The sequence below is a fragment of the Prauserella isguenensis genome (assembly GCF_014191605.1).
Lineage (GTDB): Bacteria > Actinomycetota > Actinomycetes > Mycobacteriales > Pseudonocardiaceae > Prauserella > Prauserella isguenensis.
Map to the genome: position 1 here is coordinate 1 of NZ_JACHWU010000006.1, position 20,843 is coordinate 20,843.

22 protein-coding genes are annotated in these 20,843 nt (G+C 71.0%); 7 read left to right on the forward strand and 15 right to left on the reverse strand.

Features of this window, described 5'->3' with window-relative positions:
• Window positions 1-301 precede the first annotated feature (301 nt).
• Complete coding sequence (locus FHS23_RS19525) at window positions 302-871, forward strand: TetR family transcriptional regulator (protein ID WP_183658118.1); 570 nt, start codon at window positions 302-304, stop codon at window positions 869-871.
• 168 nt (window positions 872-1,039) lie between these two features.
• Here the strand turns inward: FHS23_RS19525 and FHS23_RS19530 are convergent, their stop codons facing one another.
• Window positions 1,040-2,221: an acyl-CoA dehydrogenase family protein gene (locus FHS23_RS19530; protein WP_183658451.1), complete on the reverse strand. Its 1,182-nt coding sequence runs from the start codon at window positions 2,219-2,221 to the stop codon at window positions 1,040-1,042.
• Between the two features lie 41 nt (window positions 2,222-2,262).
• Window positions 2,263-3,471, reverse strand: a complete 1,209-nt coding sequence (locus FHS23_RS19535) for a CaiB/BaiF CoA transferase family protein (protein ID WP_183658121.1) — start codon at window positions 3,469-3,471, stop codon at window positions 2,263-2,265.
• A gap of 167 nt (window positions 3,472-3,638) precedes the next feature.
• On the opposite strand from FHS23_RS19535, the gene FHS23_RS19540 reads away from it, so the two are divergent.
• Complete coding sequence (locus FHS23_RS19540) at window positions 3,639-4,547, forward strand: LysR family transcriptional regulator (protein WP_183658124.1); 909 nt, start codon at window positions 3,639-3,641, stop codon at window positions 4,545-4,547.
• A gap of 11 nt (window positions 4,548-4,558) precedes the next feature.
• On the opposite strand, the gene FHS23_RS19545 is transcribed toward FHS23_RS19540, so the two are convergent.
• The 6 genes from FHS23_RS19545 to FHS23_RS19570 all read right to left on the reverse strand — a co-directional run bounded on the left by FHS23_RS19545 (window position 4,559) and on the right by FHS23_RS19570 (window position 11,707).
• Window positions 4,559-5,437, reverse strand: coding sequence for a CoA-transferase subunit beta (locus tag FHS23_RS19545; protein ID WP_183658126.1), 879 nt, complete (start codon window positions 5,435-5,437; stop codon window positions 4,559-4,561).
• Window positions 5,434-6,372 (reverse strand): CoA transferase subunit A, encoded by a 939-nt coding sequence (locus tag FHS23_RS19550; protein ID WP_183658535.1) that lies wholly within the window; start codon window positions 6,370-6,372, stop codon window positions 5,434-5,436. Before FHS23_RS19550 ends, FHS23_RS19545 begins: the two co-directional genes overlap by 4 nt.
• A complete protein-coding gene (locus FHS23_RS23370; RefSeq protein WP_183658128.1) occupies window positions 6,369-8,498 on the reverse strand; it encodes a TRAP transporter permease in 2,130 nt (709 codons plus the stop codon). Before FHS23_RS23370 ends, FHS23_RS19550 begins: the two co-directional genes overlap by 4 nt.
• Window positions 8,491-9,621 carry a TAXI family TRAP transporter solute-binding subunit gene (locus tag FHS23_RS19560; protein ID WP_183658131.1) on the reverse strand — a complete coding sequence of 377 codons (1,131 nt, stop codon included), beginning with the start codon at window positions 9,619-9,621 and terminating at the stop codon, window positions 8,491-8,493. Before FHS23_RS19560 ends, FHS23_RS23370 begins: the two co-directional genes overlap by 8 nt.
• A gap of 308 nt (window positions 9,622-9,929) precedes the next feature.
• A complete protein-coding gene (locus tag FHS23_RS19565) occupies window positions 9,930-10,955 on the reverse strand; it encodes a Gfo/Idh/MocA family protein (protein ID WP_183658134.1) in 1,026 nt (341 codons plus the stop codon).
• Window positions 10,956-11,233: 278 nt separating this feature from the next.
• Window positions 11,234-11,707: a hypothetical protein gene (locus tag FHS23_RS19570; RefSeq protein WP_183658137.1), complete on the reverse strand. Its 474-nt coding sequence runs from the start codon at window positions 11,705-11,707 to the stop codon at window positions 11,234-11,236.
• A 140-nt stretch (window positions 11,708-11,847) separates the two neighbouring features.
• On the opposite strand from FHS23_RS19570, the gene FHS23_RS19575 reads away from it, so the two are divergent.
• Window positions 11,848-12,414 carry a TetR/AcrR family transcriptional regulator gene (locus FHS23_RS19575; RefSeq protein ID WP_183658140.1) on the forward strand — a complete coding sequence of 189 codons (567 nt, stop codon included), beginning with the start codon at window positions 11,848-11,850 and terminating at the stop codon, window positions 12,412-12,414.
• Between the two features lie 32 nt (window positions 12,415-12,446).
• On the opposite strand, the gene FHS23_RS19580 is transcribed toward FHS23_RS19575, so the two are convergent.
• Window positions 12,447-12,812 (reverse strand): winged helix-turn-helix transcriptional regulator, encoded by a 366-nt coding sequence (locus FHS23_RS19580; RefSeq protein WP_183658143.1) that lies wholly within the window; start codon window positions 12,810-12,812, stop codon window positions 12,447-12,449.
• Between the two features lie 125 nt (window positions 12,813-12,937).
• Here FHS23_RS19580 and FHS23_RS19585 point away from each other — a divergent pair, with 125 nt between their 5' ends.
• On the forward strand, window positions 12,938-13,348 hold the full coding sequence (locus FHS23_RS19585; protein ID WP_183658146.1) for a RidA family protein: 411 nt from the start codon (window positions 12,938-12,940) through the stop codon (window positions 13,346-13,348).
• A gap of 52 nt (window positions 13,349-13,400) precedes the next feature.
• Here FHS23_RS19585 and FHS23_RS19590 read toward each other — a convergent pair whose 3' ends face one another.
• On the reverse strand, window positions 13,401-14,927 hold the full coding sequence (locus tag FHS23_RS19590) for an MFS transporter (protein ID WP_425501156.1): 1,527 nt from the start codon (window positions 14,925-14,927) through the stop codon (window positions 13,401-13,403).
• 72 nt (window positions 14,928-14,999) lie between these two features.
• On the opposite strand from FHS23_RS19590, the gene FHS23_RS19595 reads away from it, so the two are divergent.
• Window positions 15,000-15,593: a TetR/AcrR family transcriptional regulator gene (locus tag FHS23_RS19595; protein ID WP_183658154.1), complete on the forward strand. Its 594-nt coding sequence runs from the start codon at window positions 15,000-15,002 to the stop codon at window positions 15,591-15,593.
• A gap of 12 nt (window positions 15,594-15,605) precedes the next feature.
• Here the strand turns inward: FHS23_RS19595 and FHS23_RS19600 are convergent, their stop codons facing one another.
• The 3 genes from FHS23_RS19600 to FHS23_RS19610 all read right to left on the reverse strand — a co-directional run bounded on the left by FHS23_RS19600 (window position 15,606) and on the right by FHS23_RS19610 (window position 17,350).
• Window positions 15,606-15,788: a hypothetical protein gene (locus FHS23_RS19600; protein ID WP_183658157.1), complete on the reverse strand. Its 183-nt coding sequence runs from the start codon at window positions 15,786-15,788 to the stop codon at window positions 15,606-15,608.
• 83 nt (window positions 15,789-15,871) lie between these two features.
• Window positions 15,872-16,954, reverse strand: coding sequence for an Rv2629 family ribosome hibernation factor (locus tag FHS23_RS19605; protein ID WP_183658159.1), 1,083 nt, complete (start codon window positions 16,952-16,954; stop codon window positions 15,872-15,874).
• 15 nt (window positions 16,955-16,969) lie between these two features.
• The gene (locus FHS23_RS19610; protein WP_183658162.1) at window positions 16,970-17,350 is read right to left on the reverse strand and encodes a hypothetical protein; all 381 of its coding nucleotides are present in this window, start codon (window positions 17,348-17,350) and stop codon (window positions 16,970-16,972) included.
• Window positions 17,351-17,488: 138 nt separating this feature from the next.
• Between FHS23_RS19610 and FHS23_RS19615 the strand changes: the two genes are divergently transcribed.
• Window positions 17,489-18,055 (forward strand): hypothetical protein, encoded by a 567-nt coding sequence (locus FHS23_RS19615; protein ID WP_183658165.1) that lies wholly within the window; start codon window positions 17,489-17,491, stop codon window positions 18,053-18,055.
• A 102-nt stretch (window positions 18,056-18,157) separates the two neighbouring features.
• Here FHS23_RS19615 and FHS23_RS19620 read toward each other — a convergent pair whose 3' ends face one another.
• Both FHS23_RS19620 and FHS23_RS19625 read right to left on the reverse strand, forming a co-directional pair.
• Entirely contained in the window at window positions 18,158-18,388 is a 231-nt protein-coding gene (locus FHS23_RS19620; protein ID WP_183658168.1) for a hypothetical protein, read from the reverse strand.
• Window positions 18,389-18,795: 407 nt separating this feature from the next.
• Window positions 18,796-19,167, reverse strand: coding sequence for a DUF4383 domain-containing protein (locus FHS23_RS19625; protein WP_183658171.1), 372 nt, complete (start codon window positions 19,165-19,167; stop codon window positions 18,796-18,798).
• Window positions 19,168-19,327: 160 nt separating this feature from the next.
• On the opposite strand from FHS23_RS19625, the gene FHS23_RS19630 reads away from it, so the two are divergent.
• Window positions 19,328-20,782, forward strand: a complete 1,455-nt coding sequence (locus tag FHS23_RS19630) for a cytochrome P450 (protein ID WP_246382488.1) — start codon at window positions 19,328-19,330, stop codon at window positions 20,780-20,782.
• The last annotated feature ends 61 nt before the right edge of the window (window positions 20,783-20,843 follow it).

Genomic DNA, 20,843 nt, shown 5'->3' on the forward strand with positions numbered 1-20,843 from the left:
CTGGACAACCGCGCCCGCGGAACCCCACGCGACCCATCCGCCGCACCCGATTCCGCTTCTACCTCCGAAGCCACGACAACAACTCCTGTTCGAACACGTCTCGACAGGCCGGCGTCGGCGCCGGCCCGGTTCGCCCCTGCGCCGGAGGGCCCGGCCCGCGGTCTCGGCGTGCGGCGCGGGCATACTCGGCCACTCCTCGGGCCCGGCGGGGTGCCACAACGCCCACCAACCCGGTATACAGATCAGTAACCAGGCGGCGGCCAGGCTAGGTATACAGATTTCGTCAAGTCAAGGAGCGGGTGTGGACGAGCAGCGCGTCGATCTCGACCACCTCACCCCCGGCGCGCGCCGGATTCTCGAGGTCGCGTCGGGGTTGTTCTACGAACAGGGCATCCACCCGGTCGGCGTCGACACCATCGCCGCCGAGTCGAAGGTCACAAAGCCGATCCTCTACAAGAACTTCGGCAACAAGGACGGTCTCGTCGCCGCCTACCTCCAACATCGGCACGACACCTGGTGGCCCGTCCTCGAAGCCGCCATCGCCGCCGCGGAGACGCCACGGGCGCTGGTGTTCTTCGACGTCTACGCCGAGGACGCCAGGACCATCACCCGAGGGTGCGCCTACCTCAACGCGGCCGCCGAGCTCGCCGAGGACCACCCCGCCTACCCGGTCATCCGGCGGCACAAGCACCTGGTGTGGAAACGGCTGGCCGACCTCATCGCCGAAGACCTGCCGGACACCCCCGAACCCGGCCGACTCGCCGACCACCTGTTCCTGCTACTGGAAGGCGCGTTCGCCCACCACCGCATCTACGGTGCGGGCCTGCTCACCGAAGGCCGTGAGATCGCGGAGGGACTGCTCCGGCGCTGACCCGCCGCCCCGCGGTGTGACGTCCCGGTCGCCTGCGCCCCGTGATGCGGCCTGCCGCGGGAAGCTGAGCGCCTCATGACCGGGACGGAGTCCGAGTGGCGGTCGACCACACCCACGTGGGTTCGCCCGGTGGCCGGTGACACGCAGGCGGTTGCGGCGACGGGGACGTCACCGGGCGGCGCGCTGCGCCGCCTTGACCAGACCACCCCCGATGATCAGCCGCTGGATCTCGCTCGTGCCCTCGTACAGGCGCAACAGCCGTACCTCGCGGTAGATCCGCTCGACCGGCACCTCACGCATGTACCCGGTGCCCCCGTGCACCTGGACGGCCAGATCGGCGACCCTGCCGACCATCTCCGTGCAGTGCAGCTTCGCCACCGACGGTGCGATCCGTCGGTCCTCGCCGGTGTGATACTTCCGCGCCGCCTCGCGCACGAGCGCCTCACCCGACATCACACCCGTCTGCATGTCCGCCAGCATGGCCTGGACCAACTGGAATCCGCCGATCGGCGCGCCGGCCTGCGTCGCACCCGTCGCGTAGGCCACCGACTCGTCGAGTGCCCGCCGCGCGGCGCCGACCGCGAGCGCGGCGATGTGCACCCGGCCGCGGGCCAGCGACATCATCGCGGCCTTGTACCCGACCTCCTCGGACCCGCCGACGAGCGCGTCGGCCGGGACCCGCACGCCGTCGAACGTGACGTCGGCCGTCCAGGCACCCTCCTGCCCCATCTTGCGGTCCCTCGGCCCCACCTGGACGCCGGGCGCGTCGGCGGGGACCAGGAACACCGCGATGCCGGGATCGTTGCCCTCGGCCTCACGTGTGCGCGCGAACGTGACGAACAGGTCCGCGATCGGGGCGTTCGTGATGAACCGTTTGCCGCCGGTGATCACCCAGTCGTCGCCGTCGGCCTCGGCCTTCGTGCGCAGCCCCGCGGGGCTCGATCCGGCACCCGGTTCGGTCAGCGCGAACGAGGCGACCACGTCTCCGGAGGCGATCCGCTCGAGCCACGCGGCCTTCTGCGTGTCGGTGCCGTAGTTGACCAGCACCTGGCCCGCGATGCCGTTGTTGGTGCCGAACAGCGACCGCAGCGCCAGCGAGGTGTAGCCCAGTTCCATGGCCAGTTCGACGTCCTGGGTCAGGTTCAGGCCCAGACCGCCCCACTCCTGCGGGATGGCGTAGCCGAACAGGCCCATGTCGGCGACCTGCGCGCGCAGGTCGTCCGGGATCGCGTCGGCCTCGGCGATCTCGTTCTCCCGCGGCACCACCCGGCTGCGTACGAAGTCACGCGTGGCGGCGAGGATCGCGGCGAAGTCCTCGTCGCCGACCTGTTCCGGGCCGGGTGTCGACATCGGGTCGGGCGTGGTGGTCATGGCGGTGGCCTCCCTGTCGGTCACTGGATCACTCCGTCGGCGCGCAGGTCGTCGAGCTCCCCGGCCTGCACGCCGAGAGCGGTGAGCGTCTCGTCGGTGTGCTCGCCGAGCGCGGGCACGTCGCCCATGACGAGGTCGACGTCACGAAAGGTCATCGGCGGCAACAGCGCCCGCACGGGGCCGTTCTCGGTGCGCACCTCCCGCCAACGGTCGCGTTCGGACAGTTGCGGATGGCCGATGAGCCCGGCCATGTCGTTGACCTGCGCCGCCGCCACGCCGGCCTCGGCGAGCCGCGCCTCCAGGGTGGCCGTGTCGAACCGCGCGGTGCGCACGCCGACCTCCGCATCGCACGCGCCCCGATACTGCACCCGCAGCACGTTCGTCACGAACCGGGAATCGGCCGCGAGCGCGTCGTCGGCGAAGACCTCGCGGCACAGCGCCTGCCACCCGCGATCGTTCTGCACCCCGATCAGCACCCGGCCGTCGCTCGTCGGATAGGCGTCGTACGGGGCGATCGCCGCGTGGCTGAGCCCGAGCCGGGGCAACTGCCTGCCGGCGTACATCGCGACGTACATGGGATGGCCGAGCCATTCGGCCGTCGCGTCGAACATCGACACGTCCAGGCTCGCGCCCACGCCCGTGCGTTCCCGCCGCAGCAGTGCGCTGAGCACGGCCGTGAGGACGTACATGCCCGCCGCGATGTCGGAGGTGGGGATGCCGGTCTTGGTGGCCTGCTCGGGCGTTCCGGTGATCGAGACCAGCCCGCTCTCGGCCTGCACCAGCATGTCGTAGGCCTTGCGGTCGGCGTGCGGGCCGCGGTCGCCGTAGCCGCTGAGGTCCACGGTCACCAGGCGCGGATCGCGCCCCCGCAACGTGTCGGAGCCGAGTCCGAGCCGGGCGGCGGCACCGGGCGCCAGGTTCTGCACGAACACGTCCGCGGTGCCGATGAGGTCGGCCAGCAGCCGCCCGCCGCACCGGGACTTGACGTCGAGTGCGACGGACTTCTTCCCGCGGCCCAGCCACACGAAGTGCGAGGCGATCCCGTTCACCGTGTCGTCGTAGGCCCTCGCGAAATCGCCCTCGCCGACGCGCTCGACCTTGATCACCTCGGCGCCCAGGTCGGCCAGGTGGCGCGTGGCCAGCGGCGCCGCGACCGCCTGTTCCAGCGCGACCACGCGGACTCCCTCGAGCGGCAGGGCCGGAGGGACCTCGGCGGCGGTGTCGACCATGCCCACGATCCTGCCAAGGCGATCGATACCCGACAATGGCGTAATCGGTATGGTACCGATGCGACCGCACGCATCAATCCGAGGCGAGTCGGTGCGCGCGTACGACCGTCCGCTGGGACGACCGAGGGCCCTGCCGCGACCGGCGGGCCGGAGCCAGGAGACGCCCGATGGACCTCCACCACGTCAAGGCGTTCCTCGCCGTCGCCGAGGAACTGCACTTCGGCAGGGCCGCCGCACGACTGCACATCGCCCAGCCGCCGCTGAGCCGCACCATCCAGCAACTCGAACGCCACCTCGGCTCGCCGTTGTTCGACCGCACCACGCGGCGCGTCAGCCTGACCCCGCAGGGCGAGGCACTCGTACCCGCCGCCTACGACATCGTCCGCGCCTTCGACGCGGCCGAACGGGCGGTCGCACACGCGGGCGAAGGGGCGGTCGGCACGGTCTCGATCGGCTTCGCCGGCCCGTCGTCGCACCCGCTGATCAGCGCGCTCGCCCAGCGCGTCCGGCAGGACCAGCCGGGCATCGAGCTGGCGCTGAGCAGCACGACCTACGGCTCCGAGGCGATCGGCCAGCTCGCCGACGGCACGCTCGACATGGCGATCGTGCGCTGGGACGCCACGCCGCCCGGCATGTGCTCGCGAGTAGTCCGCGTCGATCACTTCGTCATCGTCGTACCCGAATCGCACCCGCTCGCCGGACGAGAATCGGTCGGTATGGAGGAGCTCGTCGACGAGTCGTGGGTGTTCCTCGAGGCCGCGAGCGGATCGTCGCTGCGTGACACCGCGATGCGCAAGGCCGAGCAGGCCGGGTTCACCCCGAGGGTCGTCCAGCAGGGCCCCGACACCTGGACCCTGATGGCACTCGTCGCCGCCGGAGTGGGACTCACGCTGACCGTGGACACCGCGTTCCGCAACGTGATCACCACCGGCCTGTCGGTCATCCCGCTCGAAGGCGGCAGGGAGGACGCGCTGGCCCGGCTGATCTGGCGTGCCGAGACCACGCCTGCCGTCGACCGGGTCCTCGACCTGTCCGAGATCGCACTGCCCACACCGGAGGGCTACGCCGGACCGTGACCGGCCCGCCGTCACCGCAGGTACAGCCGCACCGTGTCGATCTCCTCCCGCAGCAGCCGGACGTCCTCGGTACGGGGACGCGGCGTCTCGGCCACATCGGCCCGCACCCGCAGGTCCCAGCCCGCGTTGCCGGTCGCCTCGGCCACGGTGACTCCGGGATGGACCGCCGCCAGTTCCAGTTCGCCGTAGCGGTCCGGTCTGCGCAGGATGCCGAGCGGGGTGATCACCGTGGTGACACCGGCGCCCGCCGGCTGGTGGAAGCCCTCCTGCCGCCGCGCCCGGGCGGGACTCGGCGACGTGCAGAAGTCGACCTCCGCGGGCAGCGCGTGCGGGTCGTGGCGGCGCAGCACGACGACGATCTCGCGAGCGGAGGCGATGATGTCGCTCGCCCCGCCCGATCCGGGCAGCCGCACCTCCGGGCGCCGCCAGTCGCCGATCACCGACGTGTTGATGTTGCCGATCCGGTCCACCTGGGCGGCGCCGAGGAATCCGACGTCGACGTGTCCGCCCTGCAGCACGTAGCCGAAGAGGGCGTCCATGCTCAGCATCGCCTCGGCGCCCGAGACGAGCACCGAGTCGGCGATTCCCTCGGCCATCGCCTCCGGGTGCGCGCCGACGACGCCGGACTCGTAGACGAGCTCCACATTCGGGTCGATGGTGCGCCTGGCCAGGTCCACCGCCAGGGTCGGCAGTCCCACCCCGGCGAAGACCCGCCTCCGCCCGGCCAGCTCACGCGCGGCCACGGTGGCGAGGAACTCCGCGCTGTGCGGCGGGACGTCGGACAGCGCCACGGTGGAGCGGCCCGTGGCCCGGTCCGTGGCGGTCCCGTCCGCGACGGACGGCGCCGCGGTGGGTGCCGCACCGTCCGGCGAGTGCGCGTCGGCCGTCATCCCTTCCTCCGTCCGTAGGAGACCGAACCGGACGGTGCCGGTGCGACACGGAGTCCGTCCCAGCGCGGTCGTCCGAGCTTGGCGAGATACGCGGCGTGGTCGGCGGTGCCGTGGATCCACTCGTCGATCCAGGCGAGCGCCGCCTCCCTGTCCCTGCTGATCGGCGTCCACTCCCGGTAGAAGGCGCTGTCGCGGTCGTAGCAGCCCTGCGCGTACGACGGGTGCGACCCGCCGGGCACCTCGACGACCACGTCGACCGCGTGCGCCGGGATCAGCGTGCGGTTCGGATCGGCGCGCACGACCTCGGGCTCGACGACCTCCTCGACCGTCACGATCACGGCCGACGCCGCGTAGGCGGCGGGCGCCTGCGCACCGGTGATACCCCACAGCTGCGTGTTGCCCTCGGGATCGGCGCGCTGGGCGTGCACGATGGTCAGGTCCGGGTTGAGGGGCGGCACGACGTACACCTTGCCCTCGCCGTAGGGACTCTCGACGGCGCGGATCCGCGGGTTCAGCTCCGGCAGATCACTGCCCACGTAGGACAGCAACGGCTGGAACGGCAACCGTTTCGCACCGGCCTCGTACCGGCAGTACATGCCGTAGTGCGAGTACTCCTCGGTCTCCAGCGGCGCCGGATCGTGGCGTTCGACCCTGCGCCGGATCTCGTGCAGCGACCCGGCCGAGCCGCTGGCGAAGAAGGAGGCCACGAGTCTGCTCACGCAGCCCGCGACGAGGAGCTGGTCGGTGAGGATGTCCGGCGTCATGCGGCACACCGTCAGGTCGCGCCTGCGCTGCCGGATGATCTCGTGTCCCGCGGCGAACGGGATCAGGTGTCCGAAGCCTTCCAGCGCCACGGTCATCCCGTCCCGAACGTGCTCGGCGACGGCCTCGCGCAGCGTCGTCACCTTCGACCCCGTCACCTTCGACCCCGTCACGTGCGCACCTCCGGGTCGCCGTCCCGCCGGACATCGGGCGCGGACCCGGCCGGCTCGTACGGCTCCGGTTCGCCGGCTGCCTGCGCGGCCGGCACCCCGCCGTCCACCCGGGGCTCGCGTCCACGGACCACCCGGATCCCTCCGAACAGTGCGACCACGGCCAGCAGGCCCGTCAACGACGACACGGTCTCCGGCAGCAGCAACGCCGCACCGGCGGCCAGGGCCACGACCCGCGTCCATCCCGGCATCCTCACCTCGACCAGCGGTGCGTATCCCTCGAACGCGGCGCCCATCGCGAAGACGCCCACGATCGCCAGCCCGACGGCCTGAAGCACCGAGCCGACGTCGTCCTGGGCGACGAGTGCCGGGTTGAGCGCGAAACAGAACGGCACGACGTACTTCGCCGCGCCCAGACGCATCGCCGTGACCGCCGTCGCCATCGGTGACGTGCGGGCTATCCCCGCCGCCGCGAACGCGGCCAGCGCGACCGGTGGCGTGATGTAGGAGGCCGCCGCCCAGTAGATGACGAACAGGTGTGCCGCCACCGGGTTCACCCCGAGTTCGACGAGCGCGGGTGCCATCACGATCGCGAGGAAGACGTACACCGCGGACACCGTCATTCCCATGCCCAGCACGAAACACGTGATCGCACCGGCGACGAGGATCAGCAGCACGTTGTCGCCGACGGCAGCGACGAGTTCGCGGGCCAACGACAGCGACGCGCCCGACATCGAGAGCGCACCGACGATCAGTCCGACACCGGCGATGATTCCGACGATCTCGGCGATCGACCGTCCCGAGTCGACCACCACGGCGAGCAGGCCGCGAACGCCGAGGCGGTTGCGCGGCCTCAGCAGTCCGATGGCGAGCAGTGCGGCGGCGGCGATGAACGGTGCCTGCGCTTCGTCGTTGCGCCACACCAGCAGGAAGATCAGCGCACCGAGCGCGAACAGGTACGGCCAGCCGGTCCGCAGCGTCGCCAGCGCCTTCGGCAGCACCGACCGCGGCTCACCACGCAGTCCGGCGCGGGCGGCGTAGGCGTCCACCTGGGTGAACACGCCCACGTAGTACAACAGGGCCGGCGCCGCGGCCGCCAGCGCCACCTCCGAGTACGGGATGCCGAGGAACGACACCATCAGGAACGCTGCCGTACCCATGATCGGCGGGGTGATCGACCCGCCCGTGGCGGCGGTGGCCTCGATGCCCGCCGCGTACCTGCCGGGGTATCCCGCCCGCTTCATCGCCGGGATCGTCATCGGTCCGGTGGTGAGCACATTGGACACCGCCGACCCGCTCATCATGCCCATCGACGCCGAACTGGTGACCGCGACCTTGGCCGAACCGCCGCGGGCGTGGCCGAAAACGCTGCGCGCCAGGTCGATGAAGAACTCCGCTCCGCCCGTGCGCTGCAGCACGACACCGAACACCAGGAAGCCGATCAGAATCGCTCCCGCCGTCTGCAGCGGCAGCCCGAGGATCGAGTCCGGCCCGAGCGCGTGGACCGTCGCCGCGCGTTCGATCGGGAACGGCACGCCCTGCAGGAACCCGATCGGCATTCGCTCGGCGATCAGCGGGTACAGCGAGAACGCACCCGCGATGACCGTGACGACGAGTCCAGCCGTCCGGCGCAGCGCCTCGAGCACCAGCAGCCACAGGACGAACGATCCGACGACCGCGACCGGCGGGGCCGCGTAGTCCCAGCCCTCCAGCGAGATCCGCTCGGCGTGCACGGCGAAGTACAGATTGGTCACGACACACACCGCGGCCAGCACCGCGTCGTACCAGGGCACCGAGAACCGGGAGCGCTCGTCGGACCTGCGTGCTCTGACCAGGATGAACACCTGCGACAGGAAGCACGCCAGGACGACGTACAGGAACGCGTTCAGCAGCAGCGTGAACCCGCCCGGGTTCCAGAAGAAGATCTGGTTCAGCACCACCAGAACCCCGCCGACGGTCAACGTCACGGCGACCGCCGCCCAGAACCACTCGACGCCGGTGAGCCGGGCGGGCTCCGGCCCGTCGCCCGTCCGCACCGCACCGTCGCCCGCCGGGTCATGGTCGCGCCGCGGGTCGCCGCCCGCCGGGTCGTGCTCGCTCGGCGGGTCGTCCTCGGTCGCCTCACGCATCGCCGGCCTCCTCGAGGTGCTGTTTCTTCCAGGCCGCCCAGTCACGCGCGAGGTTCTCCGACCCCTTCACCTGCTGCCAGCCGCGGTGGAGGCGCTTCTCCTGCGCCAGCAACTCCTCCTGCCGTCGCTGAGCCTTCGCGGTCCACACGCCCTCCTCCTCGAGAACGTCGATCAGTCCGGGGTGGAACGGCACCTCGACCGGCTCGATCATCGCGTGATCGGTCGACCACAGGTCCGTGGTCGACGTCGCGTCCCGGTAGGTGTCGTAGCTGTCCACGATGGACCGTGCGAGCTGGGATGCGACCACGTCGGAGGTCTCGGCGTAGGTGATGATCGGTACCGCGTACCAGAACGCGGTGTTCGACCCACCCTCCTCTTGGCCGGGCGCCCCGCTGAACGGGCGCAACTCGACCGACGGCACGTTCTTCTCGACGGCCCGTTGCGTACGCGGGTCGTCGGCGTCGAAGTCCAGCCAGTGCACCGGGGTCGTCGACTCCAGCTCCGCCAGCGACGAGCCGTACACCTGCTGGAACAGCACGTCGAGCTTGCCCGCCTTGAGCGCGTCGGGCTGCTCGCCGTAGCCGATGTCGACAGGACGGACGTCGTCCCAGGTCAGGCCGGCCGTGGCGAGCATCGCCCGCGTCTTCTGGTTGACCGAGGGATTGGCCGTGATCCGCGGGATCCGTTTGCCCTCGAGATCGGCCGCCTCCTCGATACCGGACCCGTCCCTGGCCATCCAACTGTGGGGTGCGGTCGGGCCCCAGACCACTCGAGTCCGCTGCGGCCCCCAGTCCTCGTCGGCGAACTCGTGCTCGGCGCGGAAGCCGAAGATGTATTCGTCGCCGACGCGCGCGAACTGGGTCTGACCGTCCTTGAGGGGCAGCATCCGGCCGATCGCCGTACCGGAGGTAATGATCCGGAACCGCGTCCCGTCTGCCGCGGTGACGGCGTCCGCGACGGCCGCCACGTCGGCGAACGTCGCGGTGCCCGTGCCGTAGGTGGACAGGGCCACCACGTCGAGCGGAGCGTCGCTGCGGGCCGGATCCTCACCCCCTCCGCAGCCGGAGAGCACGAGCAGGGCGGCGGCCACGAGCGCGACCGGCGTGTGACGTCGAGTGTGCATCCATTCGTCCCGTCGTTGGGAGAAGCGCCACCCGCAACGGTGATGGACGGCACACGTTCGACGCCAATACTTCTTGACGGAGCGATTGATACCCACACGGTTTCGCCGCTGCGCCCGATATTGCCGGCGATGGCCGTAATCGCGCCGATCCTCCGACGACGGCGACGACACCGGCGCCGGGGCCGGGGCCGTCAGTAATGTCCCTGGTGTCCCTGATGTCCCTGTTGCCCCCGGTCAGCGCCACAGTCGCCGGAGCGGCGGCCGTGGCGCGAACGGAAGGCACATCGGGGTGTTCGAGTCCCTGCGGGTCAGCGAGCCGCGAAGCGATGCGCGCGTTCGACGAGTTCGAGGACCTCGACCGCGTCGTTCGGGTCCACGGGAACCTCGCCGGTGCCGGCGATCGCCTCCGCGAGCCGTGCGTAGAACCCGCCGTAGTCACCACGCCGCGGCTCGACCCGCCGCGACTCGACCCGCGTGCCGACCGTGGCCCACTGCTCCTCACCGCGCACACCCAACCCAGCATCGCCCGGCCGGGCCCCACCGCGCAGCGCGTCCTCCTGCGGGTCCAGACCCCAGATCGTGAACGCGCCCCGCGACCCCAGCACGTGGAACCGCGGCGCCGGCAGCGCCGCGAACCCCGACATGATCAACCGCGACCGCGTACCACCCGCATGCCGCAACACCACCACCGAATCGTCGTCGGCGTTGTCGCTGCCCCGCGTGGTCACATCGGCCCACAGATCCTCGACCCCGCCGAACAACTGCACCGCCTGATCGATCAGATGCGTACCCAGATCGAACAGGATCCCGCCGCCCTCGGCCACACTCGCGCTGGCCTTCCAGCCACGCCCGCCCCCGGGTCGCCACCACTCGAACCGCGACTCGAAACTGTGCACCTCACCCAGCTCACCGGACTCGACCAACTCCCGCAGCGTCAGGAAATCCCCGTCCCAACGGCGGTTCTGATACACCGTCAACACCCGCCCGGCCCGGCGCGCACGCTCGATCAACGCCCGCCCCTGCTCACTCGTCGTCGCGAACGGCTTGTCCACCACCACATGCAGACCCGCATCCAACGCCTCGCCCGCGATCTCCGCATGCGTCGCGGGCGGCGTCCCGACCACCACCAGATCCACATCGGACGCCCGCGCCAACAACGCCGCCGTGTCGGGCAGCACCGTCACACCCGGATACGACTCCCGCGCCTCACGAGCACGATCCTCATTACCCGTGACGACGAAATCCAACGAGTACGACTCGTCGTGATCCACGAACGGCGCGTGAAAAACCCGCCCCGCGAGTCCGAAGCCGATAACGGCCGTACGTACGGTCATGTGCCCACCTTGCTGTGCTCGGGTACCGCTGGCGCGGGTACTGCTTGTTCTCGGCTGTGTCCGATTGTTCGCGGCGCCGTGCCACCGTTTCTGCTGCGCCGCTGTCGGTTCCGTGCCGCTGTTGGTTCCTTGGCACTGTTGGTTCCGTGGCGCTGCCGGTTCCGTGGCGCTGTTATTGCCTGCCACTGTTGTTGCCTACCACTGAGCTCGGCGCCGGCCGCCGATCGTACGCCGTCGCCCGTCGGCGACGTTCCCTACGGACTCAGGCGAAGCGGACGTCAGGCGAAGACATCGACGCCGTAGACGGCCAGCACGCCACACACCACGCCCCACATGATGATCGAGACGACCTGCCACATGATCACGCGGTTCCTGGAGGCGCCGAACGACACGATGAGTGCCGACGTGATCTGACTGGGCCGAACCAGTTGCCCGAGCAGGCTCACTCCGGCCACGCCGTACCTGTCGAACCGTTCCTTGACCTTCTGCCGCCGCGGCGACAGCGCGGCCTGTTCCCTGTCCCGCATGACACGCCCTCGCACCGCGTGTGCGCCGAACACGAACGCCAGCATCGACACGACGTTGCCGCCGATCGCCACCGGGATCGCCACGAACGGCGACAGCCCCGACAACACTCCGATGACCGACCCGAAGTACGACTCGACGAACGGGATCGCCCCGAGCACCAGGATTCCGACCCAGTGAAGGAACCACGGAAGGGACAACGCCCATTCCTGCACACTGCTGATCATGTCGCCCCTCGGTCCCTTCTTCCCCGCAGAATGCGCGACCACCGTCGCCGCATGAATTAGTACACTGTACTAGTGTCGGCCGGCACGTTAGCACGAACCGGACAACCGCCACGACGAAACGGGCATACGCGAGGAGCGACATGGGAGGGCGCAGGGACGTCATCGTGACGGCCGCACGGGAGATCGCCGCCCAACGCGGCATGGCCGCGCTGAGCGTGAGGACCGTCGCCGCACGCGCCGGCGTCGGGGCCAGCACACTGCGCCACTACTTCCCCAGCCAGCGCGATCTGTACGACGCCGTCGCCGAGGCGGCCTTCGACGACCGGCTCGGCGACCTGCGGATCCGCGACAACGGCGTGCCGGCCTCCGACCGGCTCGTCGAGTGCCTCCGGCAGTTCGTCACCCCGGCGGACGGACTCGAACAATGGGCCGCCACCGTCGCGGCGGTGGCGGGCCCGGACGCGGCGCCCGAACGCCGGTCACGGTGGATGTCGGCGGTGCGCCGCGCCCACGAGCGGGTCCACGGGTGGCTCGACGTCCTGGCCGAGGAAGGAGCGCTCCGGGACGGCGACCCGGTCAGGCAGGCCCGGCAGTTGTTGCTCGGTGTCGACGGCGCGGCGCTGTGGCTGCTGACCTCGGACGCGGCGGACCGGGAACGCGAGACCGACGAGATCCTGCGCGACCTCGCTGCGACCGTCCTGCGCTGACGCCCTGTGGGCCCACTCGCCGAACGGCCTCGTCAACCCTCGGCGGCGTCGAAGCGGTCGCGAGCCCGCTGCACCTCCGGCAGACGCGCAGCACTCCACTGCAGCAGCGCGTCGATGAGGTCCTGCAGCGTCTTGCCGAGCGGCGCGATCCGGTACTCGACGCCGACCGGGCGGGTGCTCACGATGTCCCGTTCGACCATGCCGTTGCGCTCCAGCCTCCGCAGGGTCGCCGTCAGCGACTTCTGCGTCACCTCCGGAATCGCCCGCCGCAGCTCGTTGAACCGGCGCGGTCGTTCACACAGCCGGTCGAGCACCTCGAGCGACCACTTGTCCAGCACCTGCCCCAGCAGCTCGCGGTGCTCGGCGCCGAGCCGGCCGACCTCGGTGGTTTCGTCCATGACACCTGGTCTCGTTGAAGTTCCCTTTCGATACAAGGTAGCCATTGGATACCTGTTCGGCAACACGTTCGAACAGCGGCGAGAACCGTCCGCGGGCCCTGCCCGCTCACCGCGAAAGGTGTCCCATGACCGTGCAGACCTTCAGCCCCGAAGGCATGTTCCAGCCGGTGCCGTATCACCACGTGTCCGTCGCGACGGGCACCACGCACGTCCACGTCGCCGGACAGATCGCCCGGGACGCGTCCGGCGAGCCGGTCGCGACCGGCGACCTCGCCGGCCAGGTCGCGCAGGCGCTCCGCAACACCGCACGCGGCCTCGCGGGCGCAGGCGCGGACTTCTCCGACGTCGTCCGGCTGCGCTTCTTCACCACCGGCTGGCGTCCGGACCTGATGGAACCGTTCCTGGCCGGGATCGACCGGGTGGCGGGGGAACTCGGCATCCCCACGCCGCTGCCACCACTGTCGGTCATCGACGTCGCCCACCTCTTCGAACCCGACGTCCTCGTCGAGGTCGAGGCGTACGCCGTGCTGGACTGAGCTTGCGTGCCGGGTGCCGCCCGGTGGACACCCGGCACGGTCCCCGGCCGTGTCAGACGGGCACGGCCGGGGACGTGTCCGTCCTGACCTTGCGCAGCAGGAGAACCGCCTGAGCAGCGGTCAGCACGAGCAGCACGGTGCCCGCCACCGCACTGATCCGCATGCCCGAGACGAACGCCTCCGCGGCCGTGTCGAGCAGCGCGCCGGCCTCTTCCGGTGGGAGCCCGCGCGCCGCGCCGACCGCCCCGCCGAGCGTCTCGCGGGCCGCGTCCGGCGCACCGACGGGTACCCCGGAGTGGTAGATCGCCATGGCGACGCTGCCGAGAACAGCCGTCCCCAGCGCGCCGCCGAGTTCGAAGCCGGTCTCGGAGATCGCCGCCGCCGAACCGGCCCGCTCCGGCGGAGCCGTCGACACGATGAGGTCGTTCGTCAGCACCTCCGACAGGGGCACGCCGAACCCCACCAGCACCAGCGCCGACACGACGATCCCCGGCCCTGCGCCGCCGCCCAGCACGGCCACGAGCGCGAACCCCACTGCGGCGAGCAGCAGGCCCGCACCGATCAGCCGCGGCACCGGAACGTGCCGGGCCAGCCGTGTCACCAGCAGCGACCCCGCGACGCCCGCCAGCGTCATCGGCAGCATCCACAGCGCCGCGGTCAGCGGCGGCATCCCCAGTACGAGCTGGAGGTACTGCGGGATCAGCAACAACAGCCCCGTCATCGCGAACACGCCCAGCATGTTGGTCACGATCGACACGCTGAACTCGCGCCTGGCGAACAACCTCAGGTCGATCATCGGGTCGGCGAGCATCCGCTGCCGGTGCACGAACGCCGCGCCGACCGCGAGTCCGAGACCGATCGCGGCGAGCGGTGCGGACCCGAGCCCGTGCTTGGCGAGGTCCTTGATCCCGTAGACGACGGGCAGCACGGTGGCCAGCGAGAGCACCGCAGAGAGCAGGTCGAACCGACCCGGCGCGGGGTCGGCCGCCTCGGGCAGCAGCAACGGTCCGACGACGAGCAGCACGGCCATCACCGGGACGTTCACGAGGAAGACCGAACCCCACCAGAAGTGTTCGAGCAGCCAGCCGCCCACCACCGGCCCGAGTGCCATGCCACCCGAGAAACCCGAGCCCCATACCGCGATCGCCAGCCTGCGCTGCGCCGGGTCGGCGAAGATGGTGCGAATCAACGACAGCGTCGAGGGCATCAGCGTCGCGCCTCCGACCCCGAGCAACGCCCGCGCGGCGATCAGCATCGCCGGACTCGCCGCGAACGCGGCGAACACCGACGCCGCACCGAACAGCGCCGCGCCCGACAACAGGAGCCTGCGCCTACCGATCCGATCGCCCACCGATCCCATCAGCACGAGCAGGCCGGCGAGCACGAACGAGTAGATGTCGACGATCCACAGCTGCTCAGCTCCCGTCGGAGCGAGATCCTCGCTCAGGTACGGCAGCGCGAAGCCGAGCACCGTCATGTCCACGCTGATCAACAGCACCGGCAGCACCAGCACCCCGAGCGCGGCCCAATCGCGCGTTCCCGCCCTGTCCACAACCCCTCCAGTTTCTTGACCGTCCAGCCGGTACAGTTTGCCGACCCGTGGAAAATAAACCGTCTGGACGGTCAAGTCAACGCGGTACAGTGTCCGGCCATGGGACGACCATCCGCGCGCGAACAGGTGCTCGACGCCTACGAGGACCTGTTGATCGAGAAGGGCCTCGCCGCCGTCACGCTGGACGCCGTCGCGGCGAGAGCGGACGTGTCCAAAGGCGGCCTGCTCTACCACTTCAAATCGAAGGACGCCCTCCTCGACGGCCTCATCGAGCGGCTCCTCGACCGCACCAGCCAGGACACCGAACATGCCAGAGCCGCCCCCGAGGGCATGGTGCGGTATCTCCTCGGCACCTCGGTGACCGATGCCGACATGGCCAAGCCGGCCCACCGGACATCCGTGGCGACCCTCCGGCTGATCGGCAGCGAGCCGAAGGCCGACGAGGCCCTCGCCGCGTCGTTTCGCATGTGGACGGACCTGGCCCGCGAGTACGTGGACGACCCGCTGACCGCCGAACTGCTCGGCCTGATCAGCGACGGGCTCTACCTACGCGCCACCCTCATGGGCGGCGACCTGCGCTCACCCGTGCTCGACGACCTGCCCGAGGTGCTCCGGCGGCTGGGAATCACCGACAGCCGCGTCACCGGCGACCCGGACGACGGGCCCGCCGGCGCGGGCGCCGGCGGGCCCTGAACGACGGTCGCGTCACTCCGTCTCGTCCTCCTTGCGCGGCGACCATCCTGCGACGTCGGGATCGTCGTCCGCGGGCGGTTCCGGGTCCCGCGGCTCATCGGTCCGGGACGGCCGGTTGCCGCGGAGCGCCCCGTCGAGCTCGTGTTCCAGCTCGTCGTCGACCCACGGCGCGTGCTGATCACTCTCGCGTTTCATTCGGATCCCTCCACATTCCGGCGACTCGGTGGCCGGGCGATCCCGCGGCTCGGTGCACCAACCGCGCCTCCGCGGCCGAAGCCTCAGTACCGCAGTAGCGCACCGACCCCGTCCGGGAGTTCGGCACCGTCGACCACCAGCACGTCCGCTCCGGCGGCGATCGCCGCGGCGGGCAGCGCCTCGTCAGCGCGGTGCTCGGTCACGTTCTGCTCGGACAGTCCGTCGTCGCCCGTGGCGACCCGCAGCACGTCCGCGCCCCACAGCACGGAGGCGTCACCCAGCGCGCCGCGGTCCACCAGCAGCGTGGCGACCCGGCCGTCCCGCAGCGCGGACGTCACCTCGCGCAGTCCGGACGATGCTTCATCGCCCCTGCCGGCGGCGGCGCGATATCGCTGCACGACCGCCTCGCGGTCCTCGGCCTGCTGCCGCTCGACGAGCTCGGCGATCCACGTGTCGTACTCGTCCATGTCGGGTTCGCCCTCGGCCGGGCCCGCGTTCAGCTCGACCGCGATCTCCCGGCACCGCGGCGAGAGCTCCTCGCGCAGCGCCGACCGAGTCTGTGCCTCGCCGCCGATCGCGAGCAGGCGCGCGCTCACCTTCTGCGCGAGCAGGTCGGCCTCCTCGGCCATGTCGCGGGCGTTGCGCTTCACCGACTCCTCGGCGTACTGCTGGATCCGGCGATGCGACCAGCCGCCACCGCGTGGCTTGTGGACGTGGTAGTCCTCACCGCTGACGTCCTCCGTCGCCACCGGTTCACCACTGTGGTCCACGGCCTTCAGCCGCGCCTCGGTGCGGTCGGCGACCACCGCCACGTAGGGCACGGGCCTGTCCATCGACGCCAGCAGCGGCAGCAGCTGCGGCACGTCCGACCATGCGGCGACGGTCTGCGGCGGCGACGGCAGCCACTCGTCGACCAGCACGTCTCCTGCCGCGGCGATCAACGCCCGGCCCGCGGTGCCGACCGGCGGAGCCGCGTCCTCGACCGCCTGGTTCATCGCGTCCACTGTGGATTGGTCCGCGCCCTGTTCGGTCAGCTGCTCCCGTACCGAACGCCACTGCAGCCGGACGCGGTCGGACGCGTCCTCGGTGTCGTGCGATGCGTCGAAGTACGCGCACGCGAACGGGCCCTCCGCGGCCAGTACGTCCTGCAGTTCGTCCCTGCGCATGGTCCCTCCTGGCGGTCACTCGGGCGGGCGCGGTGTGCGGATCGCGTCCGCCACCGACCCGCCCGCCTTGTCGGCCTCTTCGCTCCGTTCGTCGTCGAGGCCTCGCGGCAGATCCGGTTCCCGCTCGGGCGAGGGCGGCACGGGTGTGTCGGGCTCCTCCTCGGCGAGTCGCTCCTCGAGCGGCTCACCCTCACGTTCCTCAGCCGGCGTCGTTCCCCAGCGGTCGACGCCCGACCACTGTTCGGGTGGTTCCATCCCGCCTTCCAGCGGGTCCTGCTGCAACCGGTCCTCGTCGAGGTCCTCGGCGCTGCCCAGGGCGGCGGGATCCTCCTCGACGCTGTCCGGCGCGCCCGTGTCCTGCGGTGGTGTCACCGCGTCGAACTCCTCCTGCTGCATCAGGCGCTCCTTTCCGGCCGCTGCGAGAGGGCACCCCCAAGCGTTGCCCGACCGGCGCCCGGGTAAACGCGTTACGCGGCTCACAGGGCCGCGCCGCCACGGCGTTTTCCCGCTCTCCGGCCCGGGCATCCGTGCGGCATGTCGGACACCGAACCCCTGCGTGCGGAAGGTCCCGCCGTCACCGTGCACGGACACGGAGGTGACCGGCGGGTACTCGTCCTCGATCCGGCCGGGGCGGGCAAGCACGACGAACTGCCCGCCACCTGGCGACCGCTGACAGACCGACACGAGATCGTCTGGGTCAGGCTTCCGGCGAGCGACGACGCCGAGTGCGACAGGCTGCTGTCGTCGGCCGGCCCCGCACGTCCGCACACGGACGTCGTCACCTCCGGGCCCTACGGCGAGTTCGCGATCGACCTGGCGCGGCGGCACACATCCGCGGTGCGCTCGGTCCTGCTCGTCGACCCCGCGGCGGACCACGTTTCCGACTCCGGCCACGCGAGCGAGGCCGACGACGCGTGGCTGCGCCGCCACGGCTCCGAGATCGACGAGGCCGAACGGGCAGGTGTCACCGTCGAGGTGATCGCCCACAGCACCGACGACGACCAGGACCGGGTGCCGCCTCCGCTGCCCCTCGGCCACCCGCGCGTGGTCGAGACGGTGCAACGCGCGCTGGCCGACCTGCCGGAGGTGCGCAGCCCATGACGACGCCGGACCCCGCAGGCACGTGACCACACGCGCGAGCGGCCCGGCACCCACCCTGCCGGGCCGCTCGTCGTGACTTGCCGGGGAACCTGCGTCACACCGTCAGCCCGACAGGCGCTTCCTGAGCAGTTCCTTGCCCTGCTCGGCGCCCTTGCGGCTGTCGGCCTGCGCCTTGCGGAACAACTCGGCCAGCTCGTCGTCGCCGTCACGCTCGGCGTCACCGATGTAGGTCTCCAGCCGCAGCGCGTTGCTCAGGCACGACTCGACGTACCAGATGATGTTGTAGTTCTTGTCCTTCGTGCCGGTCACATGACCGCCTTCGGGCGTCGTCATCTCCCACTCCTTTCCTGGTCGGGCCGTTCGCGGCCGGCCGCTCGGCTCAGCGGTTCCTCCGGTCGCGAACGGCGTCCCTGATCCGGTCGAACACGGCCACGGCGGTCTGGCGAGCATCGTCACCGGTGACGATTCGCCGGTTCCCGGATGAGGTCTGGTCGCTGCGACGTCCTCGACCGCTTCCGGTGCGCCGCGCATGCTGACCTCCGGGCGGCTCGTGGCCCTTCCCTCCCCGGTTTCCCGCCTGCGCCGAAAAGTAACGGACCGATCGCGGTTCGTCTCGGCAAAGTTCGAACAGGACAGCGAAAACCCCTGTGCTGCACGGCATTACCACTGTGGACGGTTCTCCTGTGGACACGGGGACACTCGCCGGGTTCGGCCGGGTGCCGGCACAACCGCCCCCGTGCTCACTGCCCGGGAGACACGACGTCGCGTACGCGGTACCGGGTGATCGCGACGGCGAAGCCCACGAGCGCCGTCGCGAGGTGCAGCACGTTGTCCGCCCACGAGATCGGGAGGACGTGGTCCACGTCGACTCTGTCCGTGGCGATGGCCGCGGGCACCCCGTAGGCGACGAGCGCGGTGAATCCCACGGTGAGGAACCAGCCGATCGCGGTGGCCGACGCACGAGGGTGCAGTGCGGTGAGACACAGCAGGCCGACACCCGCGCGCACCAGGTCGAGCAACAGCCCCGAGCTGAAGACCAGCACTCTGCCGGGGCCGCTCGCCATACCGGCGACGCCGAGCGCGACGTAACAGGCACCGACGACACAGAGCATCGCCCGCGCCCGGGATCCCGTGTGCGGGCGACTCCGGTCCCACGTTGCGTTGCTGCCCGACATGTCCGAGGTGTTCCCGAGGTCACGCAGCCGAAAACAGGCCGCGGCCGTCACCGGCTCGCGTCGATTCGCCCGCCGCCCCGCCGGGTACCACGGCGACATGACCGACCGAACGGCGACCGACCGAACGGCGACCGACCGAGCCATGCCCGACCGGGCCGCGGCAGCCCCGGCCACGACTGCACACGCGATCCCCTCCGCGGCGACCGTCCGCGCCGACGAACCGCACCCGGCCGCCGACACGGCGTCCCTCGGCGAGACGGCGCGGGTCGCCGCGACGGTGTTGCTGCCGGCCGTGGCGACGGGTCTGATCAGACGACGGCCCGCGGCGATGCAACTGGTCGAACGCTACGAGGTGGACCGGCTCGCCGTCAGGACGCTGCGCAAGCTCCGGCGCGACCACCGCGGCCGGCCCGTTCAGCTCCGGCTGCCGGGACGATCGGTCACGGTCCTGCTGGACCACGCTGACGTCGGCCATCTGCTCGCGGAGGCACCGGCCCCGTTCAGCCCGGCGACGTTGGAGAAGCGTGCCGCGCTGAGGCGGTTCCAGCCGCACGGAGTGCTCATCTCGGAGGGCGGCGAGCGGGCCGAGCGCCGTGACCTGAACGAGGAGGCTCTCCAACCCGGACACGAGGTGCACCACATCGCGGGCGGCTGGCCGGCGACGATCGCCTCCCACGCGGGCGGACTCCCGACCGTCGTCGGCTGGGAGCAGTTCTCCGACACGTGGTGGCGGCTGGTCAGGGAGATCACTCTCGGCGGCGACACGGTCGACGACCGGGAGATCACCGATCTGCTCACCGCGTTGCGACAGCGCGCGAACTGGGCCTACCTCGTTCCGAAACTCCGGCGGCACCGGGAACGGCTCCTCGAGCTCGTCCGCCAACAGGTTGCGGCGAACCGGCCGGGCAGCCTCGCGTCCGCCCTCGTCGCTGCGGCCGACCACGCCGGGAGCGGAGGCCGATCCCACGGCTCGCGCCACACCGGCTCCGACGCCGTCGCGAGCCAGCTGCTGCACTGGTTGTTCGCCTTCGATGCCGCCGGAATCGCGACGTTCCGCACGCTGGCGTTGCTCGCCGCGCATCCGGACATGCTCCGCCGTGCCCGCGAGGAAGCGCGGGACGGAGCGGCCGACGCCCCACGACAGCTGCCGTTCCTGCGCGCCTGCGTACTCGAATCGCTGCGACTGTGGCCCACGACGCCGGCACTGCTGCGCGAGGCGCGTACCGACACCGCGTGGGCCCGGAACGGCGCGACCCTCCTCGCCTTCGCACCGTTGTTCCACAGGGACTCCGCCCGGCTGCCCTACGCCGACCGGTTCGCACCCGACGTCTGGCTGGACGGGCGCGCCGCGGCACAGCCCGCGCTCGTGCCGTTCAGCGCCGGTCCCGCGGCGTGCCCCGGCAGGGATGTCGTCCTGTTCACCACCGCCACGTTCCTCGCCGTATTCCTCCGGGATCGCGAGCCGCAGTTGGACGAGACCGGGGGTGCCCGGCTCGACGGCGGCCGGGTCCCCGCGAGCCTGAATCACTTCGCGCTGAGGGTGTCCGGCTGAGACCGCGCGTCACGCCAACTCGTCGAGCAACCGTCCGGTCGGCACGCACGCGCGCGCCGAC

Coding starts and splice junctions, on each gene's coding strand:
- FHS23_RS19530 (WP_183658451.1), bottom strand. CDS start 2,221: ATGTCGACACCCGGCCCGGAACAGGTCGGCGACGAGGACTTCGCCGCG.
- FHS23_RS19535 (WP_183658121.1), bottom strand. CDS start 3,471: ATGGTCGACACCGCCGCCGAGGTCCCTCCGGCCCTGCCGCTCGAGGGA.
- FHS23_RS19540 (WP_183658124.1), top strand. CDS start 3,639: ATGGACCTCCACCACGTCAAGGCGTTCCTCGCCGTCGCCGAGGAACTG.
- FHS23_RS19545 (WP_183658126.1), bottom strand. CDS start 5,437: ATGACGGCCGACGCGCACTCGCCGGACGGTGCGGCACCCACCGCGGCG.
- FHS23_RS23370 (WP_183658128.1), bottom strand. CDS start 8,498: ATGCGTGAGGCGACCGAGGACGACCCGCCGAGCGAGCACGACCCGGCG.
- FHS23_RS19560 (WP_183658131.1), bottom strand. CDS start 9,621: ATGCACACTCGACGTCACACGCCGGTCGCGCTCGTGGCCGCCGCCCTG.
- FHS23_RS19565 (WP_183658134.1), bottom strand. CDS start 10,955: ATGACCGTACGTACGGCCGTTATCGGCTTCGGACTCGCGGGGCGGGTT.
- FHS23_RS19570 (WP_183658137.1), bottom strand. CDS start 11,707: ATGATCAGCAGTGTGCAGGAATGGGCGTTGTCCCTTCCGTGGTTCCTT.
- FHS23_RS19575 (WP_183658140.1), top strand. CDS start 11,848: ATGGGAGGGCGCAGGGACGTCATCGTGACGGCCGCACGGGAGATCGCC.
- FHS23_RS19580 (WP_183658143.1), bottom strand. CDS start 12,812: ATGGACGAAACCACCGAGGTCGGCCGGCTCGGCGCCGAGCACCGCGAG.
- FHS23_RS19585 (WP_183658146.1), top strand. CDS start 12,938: ATGACCGTGCAGACCTTCAGCCCCGAAGGCATGTTCCAGCCGGTGCCG.
- FHS23_RS19595 (WP_183658154.1), top strand. CDS start 15,000: ATGGGACGACCATCCGCGCGCGAACAGGTGCTCGACGCCTACGAGGAC.
- FHS23_RS19600 (WP_183658157.1), bottom strand. CDS start 15,788: ATGAAACGCGAGAGTGATCAGCACGCGCCGTGGGTCGACGACGAGCTG.
- FHS23_RS19605 (WP_183658159.1), bottom strand. CDS start 16,954: ATGCGCAGGGACGAACTGCAGGACGTACTGGCCGCGGAGGGCCCGTTC.
- FHS23_RS19610 (WP_183658162.1), bottom strand. CDS start 17,350: ATGCAGCAGGAGGAGTTCGACGCGGTGACACCACCGCAGGACACGGGC.
- FHS23_RS19615 (WP_183658165.1), top strand. CDS start 17,489: ATGTCGGACACCGAACCCCTGCGTGCGGAAGGTCCCGCCGTCACCGTG.
- FHS23_RS19620 (WP_183658168.1), bottom strand. CDS start 18,388: ATGACGACGCCCGAAGGCGGTCATGTGACCGGCACGAAGGACAAGAAC.
- FHS23_RS19625 (WP_183658171.1), bottom strand. CDS start 19,167: ATGCTCTGTGTCGTCGGTGCCTGTTACGTCGCGCTCGGCGTCGCCGGT.
- FHS23_RS19630 (WP_246382488.1), top strand. CDS start 19,328: ATGACCGACCGAACGGCGACCGACCGAACGGCGACCGACCGAGCCATG.